Genomic DNA, 26,385 nt, shown 5'->3' with positions numbered 1-26,385 from the left:
TATATGTATTAATTCTGTCATACTATAACATATTTCGTATTATCTTTGTTATGCAACAAAATAAAAGGAGAATATTATGGAAATAACGAACTTGACGAAAGATGACTTTATTGCTAAAGTAGGCAACTTTGAGGCAGATCCCAAAGACTGGAAATATATTGGAGACAAACCTTGTTTGGTAGACTTTCACGCTCCGTGGTGCGGATATTGCAAACGTTTGAACCCACTGTTGGATGAGATGGCTAAAGAGTTTGACGGTAAAATATATATCTATAAAGTAGACGTAGACCAGGAGGAAGAATTAGAAACGGCTTTCAATATCCGGACAATACCGACCCTTTTGCTATGTCCTGTAGACAAACCGAAAGAACAGCTTTTGGGAGTTATGGGTAAACCGGAATTGAAGAAATTGATAGAAGATAAATTATTATAGACATCCCGATCATTTTCTAAAAACATCCCGATGATTTCTAAAAATGATCCCGATGAACTAAAAATAGATTGTTGTCATAAGAGGCAGGCGGAGTTAGCCCGCAATGAATCGAAGATCATTTATGGATGCTTTTGAAAGGTCCTTTTTTTGCAGAAAAAAGGATATATCTTTTGCATAAAGAAGTCCTGTCTTAACATTTCAAAAGAGCAGACCTTTGAAGTGTTAAGACGGGACTTTTAAGTTCAAAAGTCAGCTCTTTTAAAATCAGACCTCTACTCTGTTAAAACGGTTTGATATTTTTAACATCTTCGATTGTCTGCTGTTTTAATATATAAGCCTGAACTGTAGTTGAATATCGGTATAATGAAAGGTTGAAAGGTTTGAAGGGTATTTAGAATAATTGTATTAATAACAATCCTAATCCCACCGATACTCCGGTTGCAATCAGTCCCGGAATCATAAAAGAATGATTTAATACGTATTTCCCGATGTGTGTTGTTCCTGTCCGGTCGAAGTTGATGGCGGCAACAACTGTAGGATAGTTCGGTATGAAGAAATATCCGTTTACTGCCGGGAAAAGAGCAATCAGCATATAGGGAGAAATACCCAGAGTGATACCTAGCGGAAGCAACGCGCGTACTGTAGCCGCCTGGCTGAATAATAATATAGACATCAGAAAAAGGGCAAGACCGAATAACCAGGGCATTGACGTTACCGTACTTTCTATGGACGTTTTTAATTCTACCATGTTGCCGGCAATAAAAGTGTCGCCCATCCAGGCAATACCGAATATGGCAACTACTGCCTGCATGCCGGCCGAGAATACCGACCCTTGCGCTGCTTTGATACCATCTGTTTTTGTGATTATCAGAATTAAAGCGGCGGCTGTAAGCATCAATATTTCAATAATATATGACATAGATAGCGGTTGTGCTATTCCATTTGTGGTGAAAACCGGGCGTAAACTTTCAATAGAACCGAATAAAATAATACCGGCAGTTGCCAGAATAAACAGGATAACCGATATGAGTGCGGAACGTTTGTTATGGACGTCTTTTAATTCATAGTGCTTGTTGTTGAACTCTCCGGCAGCCAGGCGTCTTTGATATTCAGGATCGTCATCTAATTCTTTCCCTACCCGGAGGGAATAAAATGCGCCTGCCAGTACGCCTGCCAATGTACATGGTATAGAAATCATTAAGATGTTAAATAAAGAGACGTCGAAACCTTTCGCTGTCAACAAGCTGAGCAACGCAACCGTTGCCGCGGAAATAGGACTTGCCGTAATGGCTTGTTGGGATGCGATGACGGCAATGCCCAGCGGACGTTCGGGCCTGATCTTGGTATCTGTCGCCACTTCGGCAATTACCGGAAGTACGGAATAAGCTACGTGTCCTGTTCCTGCGATAAAAGTGAACAGATAAGTAACAATGGGGCTAAGTATCGTTATCTGTTGCGGATTCTTACGAAGCAGTTTCTCTGCCCACATCACCATCAGGTCAAGTCCTCCGGCAGCCTGCATACAGCTGGCTGCTGCAATAACGGCTACAATCATCAACATCACATCTATCGGTGGCGAGGTTGGTTCCAAGCCAAAAGCGAAAGTAAGGATAGCAAGCCCTACTCCTCCCAGCACGCCAAGTCCGATACCGCCGAGTCTGGCTCCTATTATAATTGCTATTAATACGAAGATTAATTGTATCAGCATATCTTTATAAATGATAGATTTAGTTTGTATTGGATGCAAATTTAGTTATTTTTGTTGCGCTATGAACTACTTAAACACAAAAATGAGAATGAAAAAGATCTGTTTAGGCATATTAGGATTATGCGGTATGATAACAACTCTGACGGCCCAGGTTCGTAATGAATTCCTGTTAGAAAAGAACTGGAAGTTTACGCGTGAAGATAATCCGGATTTTATAACTCCCTCTTTCAACGATTCCAAATGGCAATCCGTCACCGTCCCTCACGACTGGGCGATTTACGGTCCGTTTAGCTCTCAGAACGATAAGCAAGAAGTAGCTATTGCGCAAGACGGGCAGGAAGAAGCCATGGAGCATGCCGGACGTACCGGCGGACTTCCTTTTGTGGGAGTGGGCTGGTACCGTACTCAGTTTGAAGTGCCTCAGTTTGCTTCCGGCAAACGTGCTTTTATCCTTTTTGACGGTGCTATGAGCCATGCCAATGTCTATATCAATGGAGAGAAAGCAGGTTACTGGCCTTACGGGTATAACTCGTTTCATTTTGATATTACCAAGTACCTCAAGCCGGGTGAAAAGAATACCTTGGCCGTTCGTTTAGAGAACTTGCCGGAATCTTCCCGCTGGTATCCGGGGGCCGGATTGTATAGAAACGTACATGTGATTGTTACGGAAGATGCCTATATACCTGTATGGGGCACGTATGTAACTACACCGGAAGTAAATAAGAAGTTTGCCAAAATAAACGTACAGACGCAAGTGGAACTGCCCGAAGGGGCTGATCCTTCCAACTATAACCTGGTGACGAGCATCTGGAATCCGAACAAGCAGAAACTGACGGAGGTGACCACTTCGTTGGCACAGTTGCCATATAATAATGGCACAGCTAACCAGGAGTTCATTGTTCAAACACCTACATTATGGTCGTTTGACATGCCGGCGTTGTACACGGCCGAAACCCGTTTGTATGAAGGTTCTGCACTAAAAGATATTTATTCTACCCCTTTTGGCGTGCGTTCTATCGAAATCATACAGGAGAAAGGTTTCTTTCTGAATGGAGAGAAAGTTGTATTCAAAGGTGTTTGCAACCATCACGATTTAGGGCCGCTGGGCGCGGCTGTGAATGATGCTGCCGTCCGCAGGCAGATACGTATATTAAAAGATATGGGATGCAATGCAATCCGTACCTCCCACAATATGCCGGCTCCCGAATTGGTGAGAGCTTGCGATGAAATGGGGATGATGCTGATGGCCGAAAGTTTTGACGAGTGGAATGTTGCCAAATGCAAGAACGGTTATAACCTCTTCTTTGATGAATGGGTAGAGAAAGATTTGGTGAACCTGATCCGGCATTACCGTAACAATCCGAGTGTTGTTATGTGGTGTATCGGTAATGAAGTGCCTAACCAGTGGAACGAAGGTGATTGCAAGATAGCCAAACGTTTGCAGGATATTTGCCATCGTGAAGATCCTACGCGTCCGGTTACGCAAGGAATGGATGCTCCAGATGCGGTGGTAAACAATAACTTTGCCGCTGTGATGGATGTGGCAGGATTCAACTACCGCCCGCAGCTTTATAAGGTGAACTACAAGAAGCTACCGCAAGGTATCCTGTTGGGTAGCGAGACGGCCTCTACGGTAAGCTCTCGCGGCGTTTATAAATTCCCTGTGGAACGTAAGGCAATGGCTGTGTACGACGATCATCAGAGTTCTTCTTACGATGTAGAGCATTGCAGTTGGTCTAACTTACCGGAAGACGATTTTATTCAGCATGAAGATTTGCCGTATTGTATAGGTGAGTTCGTATGGACAGGCTTCGATTATCTGGGTGAACCTACTCCTTACTATACCAATTGGCCAAGCCATAGCTCCCTGTTTGGCATTGTTGATTTGGCCGGTATACCTAAAGACCGTTATTATTTATATCGCAGCCATTGGAATAAGGCGGAACGTACATTGCATATCCTGCCTCACTGGACCTGGCCGGGACGTGAAGGTGAAGTTACTCCTGTATTCGTTTACACCAATTATCCGTCTGCCGAACTCTTTATTAACGGGAAAAGCCAGGGCAAGCGTACCAAAGATTTATCCGTAGGTATAGACAGCAGTTATACCGATGCGGCCAAGGCCGGCTTTGAACGTCAGAAACGTTACCGGTTAATGTGGATGGATACGAAATATGAACCGGGTACATTGAAAGTGGTTGCTTACGATAAAGAGGGGAATGCCGTTGCCGAAGAAGAAGTGCATACGGCCGGAAAACCTCATCATATTGAATTGATTGCCGACCGTAAACAACTGGCGGCCGATGGTAAAGACCTCTCATTTATCACTGTCAGAGTGGTAGATAAAGAAGGGAATCTTTGCCCGGACGACACCCGTCAGATTAAATTTGAAGTGCGTGGTGCCGGATCGTATCGTGCGGCTGCTAATGGCAACAGCGCGAGCCTCGAGTCGTTCCAGGCTCCTCAGATGAAACTGTTCAGCGGGCAGTTGACAGCGATTGTGCAGACAACCGAACAGCCGGGTATCATCTTCTTCGAGGCTTCTGCTTCGGGAGTGAAAGGGGCGAAGATCGAATTGATTAGCAAATAGATTGCTACAATTGACGCATCTTTATGTAACTAAATATAATAGACGTCTGAATTAAAAAAGCTGCGCAGCTTATAACGGCGAACCGCAAAGGTTTGGGTTGGAAACTGCGCAGCTTTTTTCAGGCGGTTGTATTTCTTTGCAGTTCAGGACTTAACAATGTTGCCGAATACATCGAAAGCAACAAAGGTGTCTTGTCCTCCGTGGATAACTTCAAAGAGTTGGAATGATCCGTCGGCATTGATTAATGTAAAGATCGCTTTTACTTTATCGTTGGCATAAGCGGATTTCTCGAATGCTTCCGCGATAATGGATGGAACTTCATGTGGAGTGATTTGCCACATTGTATTTTGCCATCTGTAATCTTTGTTCAACTGGGCTATTTTGTAAATTCGGTTGTCCAGTATGTTCAATTCGTAACCTTCGGAATTGGGCTGGATATCCAGAAGTTCTGCGCCTGCGAATGTAAGATTCATTAATTGGGTTACGGCGTCCGGTATTACAATAGGTGCATCACTGTAGTCAGAGGCATCATCTACGGTTTTGATCAGATTGCCGTATTGGGAATAATACAGATCGGTTTCCGTATCTCCTTTTTCTACTTCGATTTTATAGACAATGCCCATGCCGGCGCGGTTGATAAGGTCCGTTTCGTCTACTTTCCAGTCTGCATAAGTACTTGCTTTAAGGGCTGTAATAACGGGAGAAGGGAGTTGATTATACGAAATGTCTATTTTTTCCATCATCCACTTGCCCTGGTCGGTGAACCAGGCCGATGTGGAGGCCGTGCCGTTCATGAAGTCGGCAACGTAGTAATTACCTTCTATATTGAAGGAAATCTTCTTTGCATTCGGATATTTTTGGCTAAATGCTTTGGCTACTTCTTCAACCGGTATAATGCCTTCGTGATTGTCGTCGTTGTCTTTGCTACAACCGGCAAGAAACAAGATTAAACCGGTACAGATAGATAAAAGGGTAAATTTTGTGTTCATATACTTGATTGTTTTAGCGATTAATGAAAAGCGGAGTGTTTATGCTCCGTCAATGCTTATGCTAAACAAGCGTACACTGCGAAAAGTTTTGCACGAAAGCGAACACACTGTCCGATATTGAACACTTGGTTATTGCACTAATATCACGCAATCAAACAATTACGTTTTTGGCATGGAGTTTGCCCTTTGGGTGGCAGAAAATAAAAAGTACTATTAAATATGGACAGAGAGATTTCAAAAGAGGTGCAACGGAAGGAACAACGTAAACAGTTGGTAAAACTGATAGGAGGTGTGGTTGTTGCATGTGTGGTGATAGGCGGTATCATTGCTTTTATGCAGACCAGCCTGAGCCGGAAAGACCTGAGTATATCCACAGTTGATAAAGGCTTGATAGAAGTATCCGTCAGTGCTTCCGGTAAAGTAGTTCCTGCTTTTGAAGAGATTATAAATTCTCCTATCAATTCCCGTATCATAGAAATCTACAAAAAGGGTGGAGATTCCGTTGATGTTGGCACACCTATCCTTAAATTGGATTTACAAAGCGCTGAGACGGATTATAATAAACTATTGGATGAAGAACAAATGAAGCGCTTGCAGTTGGAACAGCTTCGGGTGACCAACCGCAACAAGCTCTCCGAAATGGAGATGAAACTGAAAGTATCCCGCATGACGCTGAACCGTAAAGAAGTGGAACTTCGTAACGAACGCTACCTCGACAGTCTTGGCGCAGGCACTACTGATAAGGTTCGTCAAACAGAACTGGATTATAATGTGAGTCAGCTTCAATTAAAGGAAGATGAACAGAAATACAAGAACGAACAAGCTCTTGCCGAAGCCGATCTGAAAGTGAAAGAACTGGAACTGAATATATTCCGTAAAGGTTTGGCAGAGACTAAACGTACGTTGGAAGATGCTCGCATCCGCTCACCCCGCAAGGCTATCCTGACCTATGTAAATAATGAAGTCGGTGCACAGGTGGGACAAGGCACTAAAGTGGCGATAGTGTCCGATCTCTCGCATTTCAAGATAGAAGGCGAGATTGCGGATACCTATGGCGACCGTATTGCGGCAGGCAGTAAAGCGGTTGTTAAGATAGGTAGTGAGAAACTGGAAGGAACAGTAAGTGATGTTACTCCATTATCTAAAAACGGAGTGATCTCCTTTACTGTCCAGTTGCAGGAAGATAATCATAAGCGTCTGCGTTCCGGCTTGAAGACGGATGTCTATGTGATGAATGCCGTAAAGGAAGACGTGATGCGTATTGCCAACGCTTCTTACTATGTGGGTAGAGGTGAATATGAACTCTTTGTGGTAAAAGGCGATCAATTGATAAAGCGTAAAGTACAATTGGGCGATAGCAATTTTGAATATGTGGAAGTGGTGAGCGGTCTCGAACCTGGCGACGAGGTAGTTGTTTCGGACATAAGCTCGTATAAAGAAAAGAATAAGCTTAAATTGAAATAAGATGATAAAGCAATATATCAAACAAGCCCTTCAAACACTGAGGGAAAACCGCCTTACCAGCGTGATCTCTATCTTGGGGACTACGCTCTCGGTTGCCATGATTCTTGTGGTGGTGCTTCAATTCCAGATACGGCAGGCCGAATACAGCCCGGTCTCTAACCGTTCACGCATGCTCTATGTTCAGGGCATCAATGCCAGGTCAAAACAAGGAAACGATAACAACAACACCGGCCTTTCTGTTCAGGTAGCGCGCGAATGCTTTTATCCGTTAACCAGCGTTGAGGCGGTAAGCATGAAAGCATATGACAATCTGGTAGTTTCATTGCCCGGCAAACGCCTGTTCGACGAATATCAGGTGATCTATACCGATCCGGCCTTTTGGAAGGTGTTCGACTTCCGTTTCCTGCATGGACAACCGTTTACGGAAGCAGACTTCAATTCCGGCCTTCCCAACGTTGTTATCTCTGATTACCTGGCCTGGCGACTTTTTAATACCACTGACGCGGTAGGGCACGAACTGTTGCTGAACAATTTAATGGAATGTCGCGTGGCTGGTGTGGTGGCACGCCCTACTAAGGCTGTGACTGATACGTTTGCCGACGTGTGGCTTCCTTATACCTGTAACAGTGCATACACCGAATCGAGAAACTGTGACGGTATCTGCGGCTCTTTCTCGGCCGTGATCCTTGCGCGTAGTACTTTGGACTTCGATACAATAGGAGACGAAATACAGAAACTCACCGCCCGCTATAACGATAGCAAGGCTGATTATATTCTCTCTATAGGCAAACCGTTAACAACGCTCGAGCGGACGCTGGGTAATGGTGGCAATTATAGCGAGAACCGTATCGGATGGATGGAATACCTGAGAACAACCGGATTGGTACTGCTCTTCCTCCTGCTTGTTCCTACGCTGAATCTGACTGGTATTGTGCAGTCGTCCATACAGAAACGGCGTTCGGAGATGGGACTTCGCATGGCGTTTGGAGCTACCGGAGGGCGACTTTTCACACAGATGGTGAGCGAGAATTTAGTGATTACTCTCATCGGCGGTCTGGCCGGTATCCTACTTTCCGTAGCTTTGCTCTATTTTGGCAGGTCGTTCTTGCTATCGGGAGATACGGTTATTACGTTTGGCATGATCTTCCAGCCCTACCTGTTTGTGGCGGCGCTGTTCTTTACACTGTTGATCAATCTGCTAAGTTCAGGTTTGCCGGCCTGGCACATGTCGAGGGGGCAGATTGTAGAGTCGCTAAAAGATGAGAATAAGTGAGGAAGGATATGAAAACAACTGATTTACATAAATAACAGATAACAATGATCAAGCATATATTAAAGATAATATGGAACCAGCGTCGCAGTAACGGCTGGATATTTGCCGAATTACTTATCGTGGCCGGCTTCCTTTGGGTTATGATAGATACTTTTTATGTGGATATGGTTACTTACCGCTCACCGTTGGGCTACGATATAACTAATGTGTGGCGCTTTAAGCTGACTGAAGAGGCGCGTACCGACACCCTTCCGGGCCTTTCCGAGCCGGAGAAGCTCACCCGCCTGATAGAACAGATCAGGCAGAACCCCGAAGTGTATGAAGTCTGTGCTGCCTTCTATTCATCTCCTTATTCATTCAGTAACTCATGGCGAAACATCACACCATTGGGTGGCGACACTACCTTGTCTTCTGCCCAGAGCTTCCAGATACGTAACGTAACGCCCGAGTATTTCCGCCTCTTTAATGTGCAGAACTCCGATGGGAAGCCTGTGTACGACGAAGTATCAGGTGTCCGCAATGCCTTAGTTGTTTCCCGTGAGATGGCAGATGCTTTCTTTCCCGGTCAGACAGCGCGTGGACGGCAGTTGTCTTATACCGATACAGGTGGAACTTTTACCATTGCCTCCGTAAGCAGTTCGATACGGGCAAACGAGTACGAACGTCCGGAGCCTTGCTTTTTTCAATGCTTGAACGGCGAGATATACAACTTTATGGTGGATTACTTTGGTGCCCGCGATGCGGAACTTTGCGTCCGCATGAAACGCAGCCTTAGCCGCGACGATATGAATCTCTTTCTTGACAGTATGGGCGACCGGCTTACAGCAGACAACCTTATGGTATACGGTATCACCCCCATGCAAGAGTTTCGCGATATACAGCTTAGTGGCAAGGAACGGGATATGAGCAATAAGTTTTCGCTTATGCTTTTCATGCTCATCAACGTCTTCTTCGGCATCATCGGTACTTTCTGGCTACGCATGCAGAACCGGCGAGGTGAGATCGGGTTACGGATGGCGCTAGGCGCTCATCGTATTACTTTGCAACAGTATATGTATGCCGAAGGGCTTTGTTTGCTGGCATTCACCTTGCCCTTGGTTCTATTGTTTGGCGTCAACCTGTTGATGACGGACTATATTGATACTTACCGGCAATCCTTGTCGGTTGCAAGGGTGTTGGTAACTTTAGGCGCGACCTACCTGTTAATGGGAGGAATGATTATACTTGGTATCTGGTTTCCGGTACGCCAGGCTGTGAGGATGGCTCCGGCAGATGCCCTGCATTATGAGTAAAGTAGTTAGTAGTTGGTAGTTAGTAGTTAAGTAGAAATAGCATACTGTTCTTAATTACTAACGAGTGGTAACTACTTTAACTACCAACTACTAACTACTAACTACCAACTACTAAAAAAGAATACATAACAATTAAAACATTACGATCATGATTAAGTTGACAAACCTCGAGAAGATTTACCGTACAAAGGAGATTGAAACGGTTGCATTGGAAAACGTAAACCTGGAAGTTCAGAAAGGCGAGTTCCTCTCCATCATGGGACCTTCCGGCTGCGGTAAATCCACCCTGCTCAATATTATGGGACTGCTTGATTCTCCTACATCCGGAATGGTGGAGATCAACGGTGTGAACACGGTTAATATGAACGACAAGGAACTGGCTGCCTTCCGTAATAAGCAACTGGGCTTTGTGTTCCAGAGCTTCCACCTGATTAATTCCCTGAATGTGTTGGACAATGTAGAGCTTCCCTTGCTCTATCGCAAAGTATCCGCTTCCGAACGCCGTAAGGCCGCCGAGGCCGTACTCGAGAAAGTAGGACTGAGCCACCGTATGCGCCACTTCCCCACGCAGTTGTCCGGAGGTCAGTGCCAGCGTGTGGCTATTGCCCGTGCCATTGTAGGTAATCCTTATATAATACTTGCCGATGAGCCTACCGGTAACCTGGATTCCAAGATGGGTATCGAAGTCATGGAGCTGCTTCACCAACTGAATAAGGAAGACGGCCGTACTATCGTGATGGTAACCCACAACGAACAGCAGGCGCAACAAACCTCACGCACCATCCGCTTCTTCGACGGACGGCAGGTGCAGTAGCCGGAAGATTCATCCCGGTAGTAACAAATAAACAGGGAATACCATGTATAAACAATATATTAAACAAGCCTGGCAGTTGATGAAGCAGAACCGCTTCTTCAGCACCGTTTATGTTATAGGTACAGGGCTGGCTATCTCAATGGTGATGGTCATGGCTGTGGTTTATCATATCCGTACGGCCAATATAGCGCCGGAGGTACACAGGGACAGGATGTGTTATTTGAGCAGCTTGTCGTATGTACAGGGAAACATGAGCCGTAACTCTCATAGCTATGGCCTGCGTACAATCAAGGAATGTATATTGCCGATGACTACCCCCGAACTGATAGCAATAAAGGTAGGCCCTATGTTCTTGCGATATATTGTAGGTGATAGTTATCTCCAGATACCGGGGGGAGATGTCTCGCCTAAAGTAAGCCTGATGGCAACCAACGATAGTTTCTGGCAGATATACCGCTTTCGTTTCCTGGTCGGTAAACCGTATGACGGGGCGGATGTGTCTTCTTCTCTATCCCGTGCCGTTGTGAACGAGAAGACCGCACGTAAATTGTTCGGAAAGACGGATGTGATAAATGAAACCGTGCTGCTCAACGGAGTGGAATATTCCGTATGCGGTGTAGTAGCCGATGTCTCCGCCATCACACAAGATGTTTATGCCGATGTTTGGATACCATACAGCAGTATTCCCGGTCTGTCGGAGGTTTCTTCTGTTGAACAAAGATCATCTCTCGGGCCGTTTACCGTTTGCGTATTACTGCATAGTCCGCGCGATATGGAGCGGTTTCTTGAAGAATGGCGTCAGCAGATAAAGCAATACAACACAACGCTGGCCGATGGGAAACTGGAGGGAGAAGAGCCTCTTATGTACACTCGGAACATGCTGCATCTGCTATTTATGCAAGACTGGAAGAAGACCTCTTTTATACTTTTCTTTGTCCTGCTGCTGTTCTTGCTAGTCCCGGCATTGAACCTGTCCGGCCTGAATATGTCTCACATGCACGACCGTATTCCCGAGTTGGGTGTGCGCAGGGCTTTTGGTGCATGCAAAGGAGTTCTTTTGATGCAGCTATTGACAGAGAATCTCCTGCTGATGCTACCCGGAGGTATTGCCGGATTGCTTTTCTCTTACTTGCTGGTCTGGTTGTTGCGCAACCTACTGCTGGGATCGTTCATAACGATGATGTCCGGAGGAGCCATGGATATGAGCCTCTCGCTCTCGATGCTGGTAAACATGCAGGTGTTCGGGTATGCCTTCCTGATCTGCCTGGTGCTCAACCTGCTCTCGTCCATTGTACCCGCCATGCGAGCCCTTCGGATACATATTACGGATGCACTGGCCAATACAACCAATTAACAACGGAGGATACACTTATGATACTGCATATATTGAAACTGATAAAGACAAACCTGCACGGTAACATCTGGGTGCTGGTAGAGTTACTGGTGGTATTCGTTGTACTGTGGTTTACTACCGATTACTTCCTGATGCGTGGTATCCTGGCAAACCGTCCGGTAGGCTTCGATGTGGAAAACGTATATAAGGTAACGCTTTCCATACGTCCGGCTAACGCCCCTTCCTTTGTTAAGTACGAAGACGGGAGCGACGAACCCCGGCAGAACCTCTATCGTATTGTAGACCGCATCAAGGCCCACCCCGATGTGGAAGCGGTTTGCATGTCTTATGTAGCCCTGCCCTATACTTTCTCCAATTGGGGGATTGATATCTACCATGATTCGATACATGTGCCTGCACGGTGCCTGAACGTAACGCCCGAATACTTTAAGGTGTTCGATATCCACCCCGCCTCGGGAGGGAGCGCCGAAGAGCTTGTCCGCCGTTTGCCGGAAGGGGCAATCGTGTCGGCTACTGCGGCACAGGAATTGTTTGGCAGGACAGACGTGGCAGGCGAGCGTTATTATACATCGGAATCGGAGAGCTATCCTATCGTAGCTGTATCCGAACCGCTACGTAATGACGAGTATGCCACAAATGGTAACATCCAACTGTTTGGATTGCTGGATGAGCGCTTCATAGAAGCCTTTCGTCTTGACGAACGTAGCATGAGTTATATGGATATCTGTTTCCGAACCCGCCGGGGAGTGAATCCGCAGGGCTTTGCAGAACGCTTTATGAAGGAAACGAAGCAATCTTTGACAGCCGGCAACTACTGGGTGTCGGAAGTGAAGCCTTATACCGAGATACGCGCCTCTTTCCTGGATAACTCATTGGGGACAAGCGGGCAGAAGGTACTTTCCATCATCTCCGGCTTCTTCCTCGTAAACGTCTTTCTGGCCGTGATCGGTACGTTTTGGTTTCGTGTGAACCGTCGCCGTGCCGAGTTAGGGTTGCGTATGGCCGTAGGCTCTACCCATCGGGGCATTCGTGGCTTGATGATAGGCGAGGGGTTGATGCTCCTGTTCCTGGCATCCGTACCCGCCCTGCTGGTTTGCGGTAATCTGGCCTATATGGAAATCCTGTCTACAGACGTAATGCCGGTATCTGTTTGGCGCTTTGCGGTGGTGAGCCTGCTGTCATGGCTTGCTTTGGCGTTTGTCATTATAGCCGCTTGCTGGTATCCTTCGCAGCGGGCTGCACGGATGGCGCCGGCGGAGGCGTTGCACTATGAGTGAGAAAGAGGATTAATGATTAATAAAGTAACAATACTAAAGATACAATGATAAGACTATACTTCAAACAAGCCTGGAATCTGATCCGGCAAGAACGGCTGTTCAGTTCCGTTTATATTCTCGGCACAGGTCTCTCCATCTCGATGGTGATGGTGCTTTCCATCGTGTTCTACATCCGCCTGGCGGACATCTATCCCGAAACCAACCGCAGCCGCATACTGATAGCCGAGCGGAGCAGGGTGGAGGAACGCAACCGTCCCGGATACGTCTCTACCGGCTACCTCTCCGAATCGATTATCCGGACCTGCCTCGGCTCTCTGGAAGGGGTGGAGGCAATAGCTCTGGAACTGAACGACAGGAGCGACTTCTATGTGCAGCCAGCCGGTAAAGAAACCCAACTGCCGGTAGCAGCCAAGTTCGTGAATACGGACTTCTGGAAAGTATTCCCCTTCCGCTTCACCGGCGGACAGCCCTTTACCGAAGCCGACCAGCTATCGAGGCTCCCCACTGTAGTTATAGCCCAAAGCCTGGCGCGCCGCTTGTTTGGCGATGAGGATGCAGTGGGGCAATACATCTCGCTCAACTTCCGCCAGTACAAGGTATGCGGCACGGTACAGGATGCCTCTTTCCTGACCTCACGGAGCTATGCACAGCTTTGGATACCCTACACCGTAAGCGAATCTTACCAGCAAGATACTTGGGGCGACACCTCCGCGCAGGGCAGCTACTTTGCCTCCGTGCTGGTAGCTCCCGATGCCGACATCGAGAAGGTGAAGCAGGCGGCCGAAGCCAATGTGCAACGCTACAGCAACACGCTGCCCGACTACACCTTCAGCATGATGGGGCAACCGGATTACTACTGGCAGTCCGTCCTCCGCACCTGGGATGACAACATCGACTTCGGCAAGCTCATACTGCAATACGCCCTGGTGTTCCTCATCCTGCTGCTCGTTCCGGCGGTGAGCCTTTCGGGAATGACCGATTCGCGCATGGAACGCCGGCTGGCCGAGATGGGCGTACGCCGTGCGTTTGGCGCTCCGGTGGGCGCGCTGATGAAGCAGATACTGTCCGAGAACCTCTTCTTCACCCTGCTGGGCGGACTGCTGGGGTTGCTCTTTTCCTACCTGCTGCTTTTCCTCACCCGCGACTGGGTGATGCAGATTGGGATCTCCTTTGTAGAGATTGTGCACGAAGATGCCGAGGTGGTCATCCCTGCCTCCATGCTGATGAACTATACCGTCTTTGGCATTGCGCTGGCCGTCTGCTTCGTGCTGAACCTGCTCTCTGCGCTGATTCCCGCCTGGCGCGCTTCACGCCGTCAGATCATATATTCGTTGAATGCTAAATAAAGAGAAGCCCTATGTTGAAGATTATATGCAAACAGTTGCTTAACCGCTGGGGATCGAACGTGTGGATCAGTATGGAACTCCTCCTTGTCTTCTGCCTCGTATGGTATATGACGGACTACTTCTTTGTCCTTCAATACAACCGCAGTATCCCGTTGTGCCGCGACGTAAGCCACACCTGGCTGGTAGACGTGGCTCAGATACCGGAACTTTCGCCCGCTTACCGGCCGGCCGAAAGCGACTCGGCTACCCTGCCGGCCAACTTCGACCGTGTGCTGGACCGTATCCGCAACTGCGAAGGCGTGGAAGAACTTGCCGTCATGAACCGCGGAGACTTGCCCGGCGCCGGAAGCTACTATGGATGGATGCTGAAAAGCAGTCCCGACTCGGTCTCCCCCTCTGCCGGAGGGCAGCGCATCTGCTTTGATCCGCGTACCGACTACTTCCATGTATTCCGCATCACCACCCCCGACGGCAAGCCCGTGTCGGTGTCGGACTTCGACTTCTCCGACCCCAAGGCCATCGTGCTGAGCCGGTCCGCCCAAAACAGCCTCTTCCCCGGCGAACACACCGCCATTGACAAGGGCCTTTACAATGGCATGGATACCGAACAGTCCTTCGTCGTGAAAGGCGTGGTGGGCGACGTGAAGCGCTTCGACTACCAGCGTCCGCAGAAAAACTTCTACGTTGCCGAGCGTGCCGGCTACTCCAACATCGACCGCAAGAGCATCGTGATCCGCAGCAGCTCGTCCGTCTCCGACGCCCGTTTCCGGCAGCTATTCTCCGAGAAGATGAAGAAGGAGCTGCGCATCGGTAACTTCTACTTCAAACGCATCCGCTCGCTGGAGAGCCTCGAGAAGGAAACCGAGGCGCTTTTCGGGGTGACCAACAACTACCGTGTCCGTGTCGCCCTGATGCTCTTCTTCCTGCTCAACATCATGCTTTGCGTAGTGGGGACGTTCTGGTACCGCATCCGTCAGCGGCGTGAAGAGATAGGCCTGCGCATGGCGCTTGGCTCTACGCACGCCTCGGTACGCCGGCTGCTTTACGTCGAAGGGCTTTGCCTGCTGGCCGTTGTCGTCGTGCCCGCCATGCTGATAGAGGGGCAATTTGTCTACCTCGGCATGATAGACACGCTGGGCAAGAGCAGTCAGGACAGCCAGGTCTACCTGCCCGACCGCCTGTTGCTGCGTTTCATCCTGACCAACGTTATCACCTTTGTGTTATTGGTGGCGGCTATTCTTGTTGCCATCTGGCTTCCTGCGGATAAGGCGTCACGGATGGCACCGGCAGAGGCGTTGCATGATGAATAGTCTATTACTTTTGGCTTGGCAGTCCTGGCCATTCTTTTGGCTTGCGTTGCAAGCCTTGTACTGTCACTTTTCCCTTGATGGAAAAGTAGCATACAGACATCGTGCTAATAGCACGATACAAACCAAGCCTGCCTGCGTGGTGTTCGATAATGGTACACTGTCCGTAAACGGACACCGGTGGGGTGGCAAGGCGGGTTGAAAGAGAGGGGGTTAAATGTTTGGCACGTGTTTTGCTCGTAGGAGGGGTAGATAACGTAAACGTACAGTGGATATGTATAAACAGTATTTCAAACAGGCCGTCCGTATGCTGGGGGAGAACCCGCTGCTTAGTGTGATCTCCATACTTGGTACGGCGCTTGCCATCGCCATGATTATGGTGATAGTCATTGTGTACGAGGTGCGCAACGCCAACTATGAGCCGGAGACGAACCGCGACCGGATGCTTTACCTTAAAGCCGGTGTGGACCAGAACGGGACTGGCGGGCATGATATTGCTTATTTGGGATATAAGGCGATTCACGACGCTCTCTATCCGTTGAAGAGTGCAGAGGCGGTGTCGGCCGTCTGCCCTTACATCACGCGGCTGGCTTCCGTGCCGGGCGGTACGAACGAATTTAAGTGTGACGTGAGCGGTACGGATGCTGCTTTCTGGAAGGTGTTCGGCTTCCGCTTCGTGGACGGTAAGCCTTACACGGAGGCCGATGTGGAGAGCGGGCTGCACAAGGCGGTGGTTACCGAAGAGGTGGCGCGCCGGCTGTATGGCTCGGTGGATGTGGTGGGCAAGCCGCTGCAGCTTAGCTTTGTGAACTACACGATCTGCGGCGTAGTGCCTGCGGTGTCGCTGCTGGCCGAGTCGGCCTACGCTTCCGTGTGGGTGCCGTTCACCTCGATGGGGACGTACCACTACCAGCCGGAGCAGGAAGGGAGGGGCATCACCGGCACTTTCTTCTGCTTCATCCTGGCGCGTTCGGCGGACGACTTCCCGGCCATCAAGGCGGAGGTGGCGCAGCGGGCCAAGGGGTTCAATGCCGCCCTTACCGACGGGCATTCGTGGGATCTGGTGAATCAGCCCGACACGCGTCTGGAACAGCTTTCGCGTCCGCTTATCAACGTTGAGCCGGATGTGAAGGGGATGCTGGCGCGCTATGCCATCATTGTGCTCATTATGCTGCTTGTACCCGCCATCAACCTCTCCGGCATGACGCTTTCGAGGATGACGAAGCGGATGGAGGAACTGGGCGTACGCAAGGCTTTTGGCGCTACCCGCCGGGAGCTGGTGAGGCAGATATTGTATGAGAACATGGTACTCACGCTGCTGGGCGGCGTGGTAGGGCTGGCGTTGTCTTATTTTGCCGTAGCGGCCCTGCGCGACTGGCTGCTGTCTACGCAGATGGGAGGCTATCTGAACGGCGCTACGCTGCTCAATGCCGAGATGCTGTTCAGCCCGGCGGTGTTTGCCTGCGCCTTCCTGTTCTGCCTCCTGATGAACCTGCTGAGCGCCGGCGTTCCGGCGTGGCGCACGTCGGGCAAGAACATCACCGAGTCTTTAAACCAACAATAACACGTAACGAACGATGATGATAAAGCATGTCTTTAAAATGATATGGAACCAGCGCAAACTGAATGCGTGGATAGGGGCGGAGCTGCTCCTTATATCGGTGGTTCTTTGGTATGTGGTGGACTTCATGTTCACGACGTTTACGCTCCTTTACAGTCCCACCGGCTTCGACATCAGCCATACTTATCAGGTAGACTTCGAGCTGGTGGACAAGCAGAGCGACGACTTCCTTACGGCCGAGCAGCATCCCGCCCGGCCGGGCGACGACTTTATGACGGCGCTTGACCGTATCCGCACCTATCCCGGTGTGGAGTGCGTGAGCGTGTCGATGTGGGGTATGCCCTATTCGCATGGCAACGGTTGGGCGCCGCTGCGGGCCGATACGCTGAGCAAGCAGGCTCAAGTACGCTTTGTGACGCCAGACTTCTTCCGTGTCTTCCGCGTCCATAGCCTCGACGGAGGGCTGGCCACCGCGAAGCGGGGGTGGAAGTCGGGGTCGGTGCTGCTCAGTGCCGATGTAGCCGCCGAGCTCTTCCCGGGTCAGGAGGCTACGGGTAAAGAGCTGCTTTCTCCCTTTGGTGACTCGGTGGTGGTCAAGGTGGCGGATGTAACTACGCTCTACCGGATGACGGAATATGATAAGCCGAACAATAGCGTCTTCCTCTATGCCGGGAATGATGACATTATAGAACAGTATGATCCGGGTAGCATGGAGGTGTGTCTCCGCGTGGAGGCCGATAAGGATGGTGCGGACTTTGCACAAACCTTCCGCCGGCAGATGAAGGAACAGCTACGCATAGGCAATCTCTACCTGATGGATATACGTCCGGTACAGGACATTGCCGACTCTTACAACAAAGGGCGCGGCAACAGCAACGAGGTGAGGGAGTATGGGGCGATAGCCTTCTTCCTCCTTGTCAACATTTTTCTGGGGATACTGGGCACGTTCTGGTTTCGCACCCAGGGACGGAAGGGGGAGATGGGGCTGCGTGTTGCGCTGGGTTCAGCCCCCTCGCGCCTGCAAGGCCTGCTGATAGCCGAAGGGCTTGTGCTGCTCACCGTCTCTTTTGCCGTGGCCATGCTTATTGCCCTGAACATCACGCTTACCGACCTGCTGGATACGAAGCGGATGGATTTGTCCGTCTCGCGTTTTCTCATCACGGCGGCAATAACGTATGTAACGATGGCGGTTATTATCATTGCCGGCATCTGGTATCCGGCGCATCAGGCGGCAAGACTAACTCCTGCCGAGGCGTTACGCTATGAATAGGTATGGAGAGTTTTTTTGTAAATAATTAATAGAGGCAGCCCGGGTTGTAGTGATACATGTCCGGGCTGCGTGGTGTTAGAAATTCATTGAGGCGTACACGCCATAGTGTCCGTTGCCGGCAACAGGACTGATCGTCAGGCTGTGTTTCTTGGCAAAAGGCCGGGTGAAGAGGTAGGCACTGCCTGCGCCGATGGCGGCGCCGGCCGTTACGTCCCACCAGTCGTGCTTCTTGCTGTATACGCGGCTCCATCCTACGTAGGTGGAGAGCAGGTAGGCGGGTACGCCCCATTTCCATCCGTAACGGCGTTGTATAAAGGCCGCTCCCGTAAATGATACCGAGGTGTGCATGGAGGGGAAAGAGTGGCGATCGCTATGGTCCGGACGTTCTTTCTTTACGATGTACTTTAGTGCGTAGGTAACGCCTATGGTGGTTACGCCGGCCAGTGCGCCTTGCTTCAATCCTTGCCAATCTTGCATGGCCAGCGTTGTAGCCAGACTGGCAACAGGGGTTACAAATGCCAGTACATCGCCGGATGTCCGTACGGCTTTCCGGCTGCCGGTTACTTCCAGCTCCTGAGCGTTCAGACCGAGAGAGAGGAAGAACAGCATTAATATTCCTAAGATCGATTGCTTCATGTATTATCCGGTAAACGTTGATATGATAATGAGAACGGAGAATGTGCTGTAATATTACATGGGAATTCATATATTTGTAACCGAATAAACGATTCAGTATGAGAACAACAAAAGATTATATTGATACATTGAGACAGTATAAGGAAAAAGTGTCGGACAAATATGGCATTCTCCGTCTGGGTATTTTCGGTTCTGTAGCACGAGGCGAACATAAGGAAGGCAGTGACTTGGATGTTTGTGTGGAAATGAAAGAACCGGACGGCTTTGTGCTGCTGGATATTAAATATGAATTAGAGGACTTGCTGCATTGTAAGATCGACATAATCCGTTTGCGTGAAAACATGAACGCTCTTCTGAAACGTAATATAGAAAGGGATGGAATTTATGTGTAAAGAAGAAGTCTATTTGTTGTTACTACAAGTCGATAATTCCTTAAAGGTTATACTTGAACGGTCGGCGTGTATATCTTGTCCCGAGGACTTTACGCATTCCGGAGATGGTATGATGCGTATGGATAGTATTTGTATGCAGTTAGTTACTGTAGGAGAGGCTATAAAGAATATTGACAAATATACACAAAAGCAGTTGTTCTCTGCTTATCCTTCCATCAATTGGCGTAGTGTTATGGGGTTGCGGGATATTATAGCGCATCAGTATTTTAATGTGGATGAAGAAATCATATTCCGCATAGTAAAGGTGAATATTCCGGAGTTACTTAGTGTGATAGAAAAGATAATACTTGATCTTAAAACAGGCTCGTTATCTTCGGAATAAAGATGATGAGCCCTACCGTTGCGGCGGCGATGGCGATGAGCAGGACTGCGCCGGCGGCAAGGTCTTTGGTGCGTTTGATGGCTTCGTTGTATTCGGGGGAAACATGGTCGGCCAGGACTTCGATGGCGGAGTTGATGGCTTCTGCCGCCAGCACCGCTCCGATGGCGATAGACACGGCGATCCACTCCGTTTGCGACAGACCGAAACAGAAGCCGGCCGCGATTACACAGATGGCGGCGAAGCAATGAATCCAGGCGTTATGCTCTTTGGTTATCAATAACCGTATGCCGTTGAAGGCGTATTTGAAGCTTTGCAGCCTCTTGCCGAATGAGAAACCGTTACTCTTCATATTCTCTGTACATTGTTATGTATTATACTATATTCCCTTGAAGGAAAAGCAACCTGATGGGTACAAAGATAGCTTCTCGCTTTTACTCTGCAAAGAAATAAACGGCTGCGCATGTTTATTATTTCATAAAACCTTTTTACCTTTGGCACGCATAACAGGGCGAAGCGTTGCCCTGGCTATTTTAATTTAGATACGAAGAGCGTTTAAAGATATTATCCTGTAATGAAATCTCGACAATTTCAGTATGACTGGATAATAGGCAACTGAACGCTCACGTACTCCATCTTGTTATATACCCATGCTTGCATACGTATGTTTATACGTGTGCCTTTGTGTATGTTCAGGATATGGGGACGTGGGTTTGTTGTTTATATATCAGTCATACGGGCAGTCGAGAGCCTCATTACAGATATATTGCAACAGTCCCCACGTCCTTCTTTTTTTATACCATGTCCGGGGGATTGCATGGAGTAACTTAACTTTATATGAAAGGTTTTTTTTATGGCAAGGGTGTAGCGCTAATGGTTTCTCTGTTTCTTGCCGGGCAGAGCAGTATGGCAAAAGAACTCTCTCCCGGAGATACGCACGACATTACTACCGAATCGGCGGTAATTAAAACTCCCAGTACCAACATGATTACTATTACAGGTAATAACAACCGGACTTCCAACTTTATTACGATTTCATTGCCCACTAAGAACGATGCTGTGTATCTCACCATTCAGGATCTGGACATAGGTTGCGATAACCCGATAAACATAGATAAAGGTACATTGTATCTCACCCTGAAAGGGAATAGTGTGTTGCATCCGGCTAATGGATCAGGAATACATACCCATGATGAAGATGGAGAACTGATTATTACGGCAGAGAGTACCGGAGCGGTAACAGTAGAACGCCCCACTTCGAATCATGCCGGGATTGGAGGTTGGTTTTATGAGAATGCCAAGGTGACAATAAACGGGGGGACGGTGATTGTAGCCGGAAATGCGTGCGGAATAGGTTCCGGTGGAGCTACCGGCAACAACAGCACAACGATCATTAACGGTGGTTTTGTCATAGTCACCGGCGGTAATGGTACGCACATAGCAGGGCTTCAAAGCAATCCTACAGGCATTATCTACCAAAATGGTGCGGGGGGAATGTATGGCAATGACGTTACGCTGAAATCGGATGCTACTCTTCTGAGCGGCTTTACGTTGACGGTTAACGACGGGCAGACTTTGACAATTGCTGATGGTGTAACGTTTACTAATAATGGTACTGTTAGTATTGAAGGGGGAACAATTAGTGGAACTGTTGCTGGAAATACTCCACGCACAAAACTGATGGACGGGATGTTAAACATAGCCGATGCCGGTAGTTATACAGGTTCTCCTCTAACTCCGGCCGTAACTGTTTCTTCTTATACACAAGGTACAGATTATACGCTGGAATACACAGATAACACCCATGCCGGTACGGCAAAGGTAACTGTGTCTGCAACACCTACCGGCAGGCTTTATGGCAATAATATTACGAAAGAGTTTACCATTAAGCCGGTAGAATTGACCATTACGCCGGTCGCCGGGCAGGTGGTTTATAAAGATGAAACCGATTACGCCCCCACTTATACATGCAGCGAAAACCCGATAAGCGGCGAAACGCCCGACTTTGACGGTAAATTGGGCTGGGATACGAACAGTGGTATATTTAAGATGGGAAGTCTGAAACTGAAAGACAACGGATCGTTTCTTACCCGCAATTATACATTGACGCTGGATGCTTCTTCTCCCACAATAGAATGCATTGATAAAAAGGCTTCCGATCTGGTCGTAACGATTAAGGAAACCCCTTCCTCTGTTGCAGGCGATAAGAACTGGTATAGCTCGGACATTACACTGGAAGCTCCCAAAGGTTTTACGATTGAGGGTGTGGGGGTAGTTACGAAATCGGCAGGCAGCAGTACTGCTATCACGATTTCTGAAGAGGGTGAGTACGAATACCAGTATAAACTGACGCGCCGGGACAATGTAACCGACCATACGATAGATATATGTATAGACAAATCGGTACCGGTGGTGAGTGAAGCTTCTGTGAGTGGCAAGATGGCTGCTTTTGTGCTTGAAGATGGCTTCTCCGGCATCGCTTCGTATGTAGTAAAGGAGGGTTTGATAGAGCTGGAGAACGTAACCGGCCTGACTGCAGATAATGCAAAGATCTCTTATGAATATACCGGCGTGGCAGGCAGCCATACTTTGGACTTTATGGTGACGGATGCTGCGGGTAATACGGTTACCACCTCGCGTGTGTTCAGAATTGGGAATGAACCGGTGTCTCCGCCCGTGTTCAATTGGTATGATATTTGTTTGCCGGAGGTGGAAGGTGTGAGCTATGTCCGTTCCGGTAAAGTGTTAAGAGATAGTATGTACAGTGTATTGGAGGGAAGCTCTTTCAGTTTCGATATCGTATTGCATGAGGCGTACAACCAATCGCATCCGGTGGTGACTACTTCCGATGGCAGAGAGCTTGAGCCTCGTGTTTCGGATGGTCGGTATGTATTGCGGGATGTACGGGGGAATGTCCGGATTATCGTGTCGGGCGTTCATCGTAATGATTTACCAACCGGGATTGAAGATGTTCCGGGAGGCATGCGGATAGAAACTGAACCGGGGGCATTCTCCATAGATCTTCCTGTAACTTCCCGGCTTTGTGTGGTAGGCGCTTCCGGTGGGGTTGTTTATAAAGGAGTGCTTCCGGCAGGCAGAAGCAGGATAGACGGACTTCCGGCTGGTATTTATATCGTGCATACGGAAATAGGAAAGCCCCGGAAGGTGGTAATAAAATGATAAACATGGTGCTGTTGCTTTTCTGTTAAAAGGAAAGTAACAGCACTGTTTCTTTATTCTAAGATAAATCATCGGGGATGATTTCAAAAACGGACAGAGTGTTCGGAAACGGACATTGCCGGGTTTGATACATTTCAGATTATCAGTAAAGTACGTTTTTGGCATGGCTTTTGCCCTGTGCGTGTCAAAAACAGATACAGGATGAAGAAGTTCTATATTGCTATAGCCTGCTTATTGATTACCTCAAACTGCTTGCGGGCGGAAGATAATACACACAGGGTACAGCTTACACTAAAGGAGGCCATCACGATTGCACAGATGCAGTCTGTAGATGCTACCGTGGCTTTGAATGAATTGCGTACCGCTTATTGGGAATATCGTACGCATCGTGCCGACCAGCTTCCGGAAGTAGTGTTTGCCGGTACATTACCTTCATATAATAAGAAATACAGTAAATACCAGCAGTCCGACGGTGCATATACGTATGTGCAGGATAATGCTTTGGGACTGACGGGAGAGCTTTCTATCGAACAGAATATAGCATTGACAGGTGGTAAAATAGCGTTGAATACATCTCTTGATTTTACCCGTCAGCTGGGGACGGGAGCTTATAACGAGTATATGAGTGTACCTGTCGGCTTAACGTTGACCCAACCAATCTTTGGAGTGAACGACCAGAAATGGAAACGCCGTATCGAACCGGTGCGCTATCAGGAAGCGAAAGCCTCTTATATTGAAAGTGTGGAGAACGTCACGCTTACTACAATCAACAACTTCTTCAACCTCTTACTTGCTCAGGAGAACTTGCACATTGCACAGCAGAACCTGGAAAATGCCAACAAGCTGTATGATATTGCTGTGGCGAAGCGTAAGATAGGGCATATTTCTGAAAGCGAGTTGTTGCGTCTGAAACAATCCGCGTTACAGGCTAAAGGGTTGCTGACTGAGGCACAGTCTAACTTCAATGCAAATATGTTCCAGCTTCGTTCCTTTTTGGGAATGAGTGAACAGGATGTGATTGTTCCCGTAGTGCCGGAGACTGTACCGGGTGTGCGGATGGATTATCAGGAGGTGTTGGCAAAGGCTCAGGAAAACAACTCGCTGGCAAAGAATATTCTTCGCCGCCAACTGGAAGCCGATTATGATGTAGCAACCGCCAAAGGAAACCGCCGCAGCATTAACCTCTTTGCTTCTGTAGGATATACCGGCAAAGACCATACGATGGGGGCTGCCTATAACCATTTAAAAGACAACCAGATTGTAGAAGTGGGGCTGACTATTCCAATCCTGGACTGGGGAAAGCGGAAAGGGAAGGTTAAAGTAGCCGAATCGAATCGTGAAGTTGTATTATCCAAAACCCGTCAGGAACAAATGAACTTCAATCAGAATGTGTTTCTGCTGGTGGAGAACTTCAATAACCAGGCTGCCCAGCTTGAGATTGCGGCGGAAGTGGATACGTTGGCAGGCAAGCGGTATAAGACTTCGATAGAAACCTTCATGATCGGTAAGATAGATATTCTTGATTTGAATGATGCCCAGAACTCTAAAGACAACGCACGCCAGAAACATATTCAAGAATTATATAGTTATTGGTATTATTTCTACAACATCCGCAGCATGACGTTGTACGACTTTATTAACAATCACAATCTGGATGCCGACTTCGAGGAAATAGTCAGGAGATAATATACTTTTGATAATTAAAAACTACCTTTGTCTTCAAATACAGAAGGGTTTATGATATTAATTATAGATGATGACGCCGTTGTACGTTCTTCACTCACTTTTTTATTGAAGCGTGCAGGTTATGAAACGGAAGCCGTTCCCGGCCCTAAAGAGGCGCTGGAAGTGGTTCGTGCTGTTGCGCCCCGGCTTATAATGATGGATATGAATTTTACCATGACTACGACAGGCGAGGAGGGAATCCAGCTACTGAGGCAGGTAAAGATCTTCCGTCCTGATGTTCCGGTGATACTGATGACGGCCTGGGGGTCTATCTCTCTGGCTGTGCAAGGTATGCAAGCCGGAGCTTTCGACTTTATTACGAAGCCATGGAATAACCTTGTACTTTTGAAATCCATTAATACGGCATTGGAATTGAGCGAACAGAAGGCCGAAAAGAATGAGCCGCTTAACCGTACGGATGCCGATAACAAATTCCACTTCGATAAGATAATAGGACAAAGTGCTGTGTTGATGGACGTGTTGGGAACGGTTTCCCGCATTGCTCCGACGAATGCTTCTGTGTTGATTACCGGAGAAAGCGGCACCGGCAAAGAGCTGATTGCCGAAGCGATCCACGCCAATAGCCCTCGTGAAAAGGAAGCGTTTGTAAAGGTCAACCTGGGTGGTCTTTCACAAAGTTTGTTTGAAAGCGAAATGTTCGGGCATAAGAAAGGCGCTTTTACCGATGCCTATATCGACCGTGTAGGACGCTTTGAAATGGCGAATAAAGGTACTGTTTTCCTGGATGAAATAGGAGACCTTGAACTGTCATGTCAGGTAAAACTGCTTCGCGTGCTGCAAGATCAGACATTTGAGGTGTTGGGCGACAGCCGTCCCCATAAAGTAGATGTACGTGTAGTGAGCGCTACCAATTGTAATTTGCAGGAAATGGTAGCGGCACGTACATTCAGGGAAGATCTCTTCTATCGCATAAACCTGATAACAATCCATCTGCCGGCTTTGCGCGAACGCAGGGAAGATATACCTTTGCTAGCCCGTTATTTTGCGGATAAGCAGGCGGAGGTAAACGGTTTGGCAAAAGTTCAGTTCTCATCGGAAGCCTTAGCTTATTTACAACGATTGCCATATCCGGGTAATATCCGTGAACTCAAAAATCTGGTAGAACGTACTATGTTGGTGTCTGGTAAACAGGTGTTGGAGGTGTCCGACTTTGAAGGGCAATGCCACAATGCCGGAGAAATGAAGCGTCCTATGCCGGCTTCCTTTGAAGGTCTTACTCTGGATGAACTGGAAAAGCAAACTATCCTTCGGGCATTGGAAACACATAATGGTAATCTTTCTCATGTGGCAACAGCTTTAGGCATCAGCCGGGCTGCCTTGTACCGGAGGTTAGAGAAATACGATATTCCTGTCGATAAATAAGTAAAGATGGCA

Annotated in this window: 21 protein-coding genes; 17 read left to right on the top strand and 4 right to left on the bottom strand. The window is 48.3% G+C overall.

What is annotated here, in order from left to right; translation table 11 throughout:
* Positions 1-76 precede the first annotated feature (76 nt).
* On the top strand, positions 77-433 hold the full coding sequence (locus C1721_RS01180) for a thioredoxin family protein (RefSeq protein ID WP_102406406.1): 357 nt from the start codon (positions 77-79) through the stop codon (positions 431-433).
* 391 nt (positions 434-824) lie between these two features.
* On the opposite strand, the gene C1721_RS01175 is transcribed toward C1721_RS01180, so the two are convergent.
* Positions 825-2,141, bottom strand: coding sequence for an anaerobic C4-dicarboxylate transporter family protein (locus tag C1721_RS01175; RefSeq protein WP_102406404.1), 1,317 nt, complete (start codon positions 2,139-2,141; stop codon positions 825-827).
* An 82-nt stretch (positions 2,142-2,223) separates the two neighbouring features.
* Between C1721_RS01175 and galB the strand changes: the two genes are divergently transcribed.
* A complete protein-coding gene (galB, locus tag C1721_RS01170; protein ID WP_420872712.1) occupies positions 2,224-4,731 on the top strand; it encodes a beta-galactosidase GalB in 2,508 nt (835 codons plus the stop codon).
* Between the two features lie 143 nt (positions 4,732-4,874).
* Here galB and C1721_RS01165 read toward each other — a convergent pair whose 3' ends face one another.
* Positions 4,875-5,720, bottom strand: coding sequence for a PepSY-like domain-containing protein (locus C1721_RS01165; RefSeq protein ID WP_102406400.1), 846 nt, complete (start codon positions 5,718-5,720; stop codon positions 4,875-4,877).
* Positions 5,721-5,939: 219 nt separating this feature from the next.
* Between C1721_RS01165 and C1721_RS01160 the strand changes: the two genes are divergently transcribed.
* The 10 genes from C1721_RS01160 (at position 5,940) to C1721_RS01115 (ending at position 18,678) form a co-directional block, all read left to right on the top strand.
* Positions 5,940-7,184 (top strand): efflux RND transporter periplasmic adaptor subunit, encoded by a 1,245-nt coding sequence (locus C1721_RS01160; RefSeq protein WP_102406398.1) that lies wholly within the window; start codon positions 5,940-5,942, stop codon positions 7,182-7,184.
* Between the two features lies 1 nt (position 7,185).
* The gene (locus tag C1721_RS01155; protein ID WP_102406396.1) at positions 7,186-8,457 is read left to right on the top strand and encodes an ABC transporter permease; all 1,272 of its coding nucleotides are present in this window, start codon (positions 7,186-7,188) and stop codon (positions 8,455-8,457) included.
* A 44-nt stretch (positions 8,458-8,501) separates the two neighbouring features.
* Positions 8,502-9,749 (top strand): ABC transporter permease, encoded by a 1,248-nt coding sequence (locus C1721_RS01150; protein WP_102406394.1) that lies wholly within the window; start codon positions 8,502-8,504, stop codon positions 9,747-9,749.
* A 148-nt stretch (positions 9,750-9,897) separates the two neighbouring features.
* Positions 9,898-10,563 (top strand): ABC transporter ATP-binding protein, encoded by a 666-nt coding sequence (locus C1721_RS01145; RefSeq protein WP_102406392.1) that lies wholly within the window; start codon positions 9,898-9,900, stop codon positions 10,561-10,563.
* 43 nt (positions 10,564-10,606) lie between these two features.
* Entirely contained in the window at positions 10,607-11,917 is a 1,311-nt protein-coding gene (locus C1721_RS01140) for an ABC transporter permease (protein WP_102406390.1), read from the top strand.
* A gap of 17 nt (positions 11,918-11,934) precedes the next feature.
* Positions 11,935-13,194, top strand: coding sequence for an FtsX-like permease family protein (locus C1721_RS01135; RefSeq protein ID WP_102406388.1), 1,260 nt, complete (start codon positions 11,935-11,937; stop codon positions 13,192-13,194).
* Between the two features lie 44 nt (positions 13,195-13,238).
* Positions 13,239-14,540: an ABC transporter permease gene (locus tag C1721_RS01130; RefSeq protein WP_102406386.1), complete on the top strand. Its 1,302-nt coding sequence runs from the start codon at positions 13,239-13,241 to the stop codon at positions 14,538-14,540.
* An 11-nt stretch (positions 14,541-14,551) separates the two neighbouring features.
* Positions 14,552-15,850, top strand: coding sequence for an ABC transporter permease (locus C1721_RS01125; RefSeq protein ID WP_102406384.1), 1,299 nt, complete (start codon positions 14,552-14,554; stop codon positions 15,848-15,850).
* Between the two features lie 271 nt (positions 15,851-16,121).
* Positions 16,122-17,411, top strand: coding sequence for an ABC transporter permease (locus C1721_RS01120; protein ID WP_102409178.1), 1,290 nt, complete (start codon positions 16,122-16,124; stop codon positions 17,409-17,411).
* A 13-nt stretch (positions 17,412-17,424) separates the two neighbouring features.
* The gene (locus C1721_RS01115) at positions 17,425-18,678 is read left to right on the top strand and encodes an ABC transporter permease (protein ID WP_102406381.1); all 1,254 of its coding nucleotides are present in this window, start codon (positions 17,425-17,427) and stop codon (positions 18,676-18,678) included.
* 75 nt (positions 18,679-18,753) lie between these two features.
* On the opposite strand, the gene C1721_RS01110 is transcribed toward C1721_RS01115, so the two are convergent.
* Positions 18,754-19,314, bottom strand: a complete 561-nt coding sequence (locus tag C1721_RS01110) for a phosphatase PAP2 family protein (protein WP_102406379.1) — start codon at positions 19,312-19,314, stop codon at positions 18,754-18,756.
* A gap of 98 nt (positions 19,315-19,412) precedes the next feature.
* On the opposite strand from C1721_RS01110, the gene C1721_RS01105 reads away from it, so the two are divergent.
* Both C1721_RS01105 and C1721_RS01100 read left to right on the top strand, forming a co-directional pair.
* A complete protein-coding gene (locus C1721_RS01105; protein WP_102406377.1) occupies positions 19,413-19,706 on the top strand; it encodes a nucleotidyltransferase family protein in 294 nt (97 codons plus the stop codon).
* The gene (locus tag C1721_RS01100) at positions 19,699-20,088 is read left to right on the top strand and encodes a HepT-like ribonuclease domain-containing protein (protein ID WP_102409177.1); all 390 of its coding nucleotides are present in this window, start codon (positions 19,699-19,701) and stop codon (positions 20,086-20,088) included. The genes C1721_RS01105 and C1721_RS01100 overlap by 8 nt, the downstream gene beginning before the upstream one ends.
* Here C1721_RS01100 and C1721_RS01095 read toward each other — a convergent pair.
* Complete coding sequence (locus C1721_RS01095) at positions 20,060-20,437, bottom strand: diacylglycerol kinase family protein (RefSeq protein ID WP_102406372.1); 378 nt, start codon at positions 20,435-20,437, stop codon at positions 20,060-20,062. The genes C1721_RS01100 and C1721_RS01095 overlap by 29 nt on opposite strands.
* A gap of 485 nt (positions 20,438-20,922) precedes the next feature.
* On the opposite strand from C1721_RS01095, the gene C1721_RS01090 reads away from it, so the two are divergent.
* The 3 genes from C1721_RS01090 (at position 20,923) to C1721_RS01080 (ending at position 26,373) form a co-directional block, all read left to right on the top strand.
* The gene (locus C1721_RS01090) at positions 20,923-23,265 is read left to right on the top strand and encodes an autotransporter outer membrane beta-barrel domain-containing protein (protein ID WP_102406370.1); all 2,343 of its coding nucleotides are present in this window, start codon (positions 20,923-20,925) and stop codon (positions 23,263-23,265) included.
* A 201-nt stretch (positions 23,266-23,466) separates the two neighbouring features.
* A complete protein-coding gene (locus C1721_RS01085) occupies positions 23,467-24,951 on the top strand; it encodes a TolC family protein (RefSeq protein WP_102406368.1) in 1,485 nt (494 codons plus the stop codon).
* 51 nt (positions 24,952-25,002) lie between these two features.
* On the top strand, positions 25,003-26,373 hold the full coding sequence (locus tag C1721_RS01080; protein ID WP_102406366.1) for a sigma-54-dependent transcriptional regulator: 1,371 nt from the start codon (positions 25,003-25,005) through the stop codon (positions 26,371-26,373).
* Positions 26,374-26,385: the final 12 nt, after the last annotated feature.

The sequence above is a fragment of the Parabacteroides bouchesdurhonensis genome (assembly GCF_900186615.1).
GTDB classification, from domain to species: Bacteria; Bacteroidota; Bacteroidia; order Bacteroidales; family Tannerellaceae; genus Parabacteroides; species Parabacteroides bouchesdurhonensis.
The sequence above is the reverse complement of the archived record's forward strand: the minus strand, read 5'-3'. Positions and strand labels throughout refer to the sequence as shown.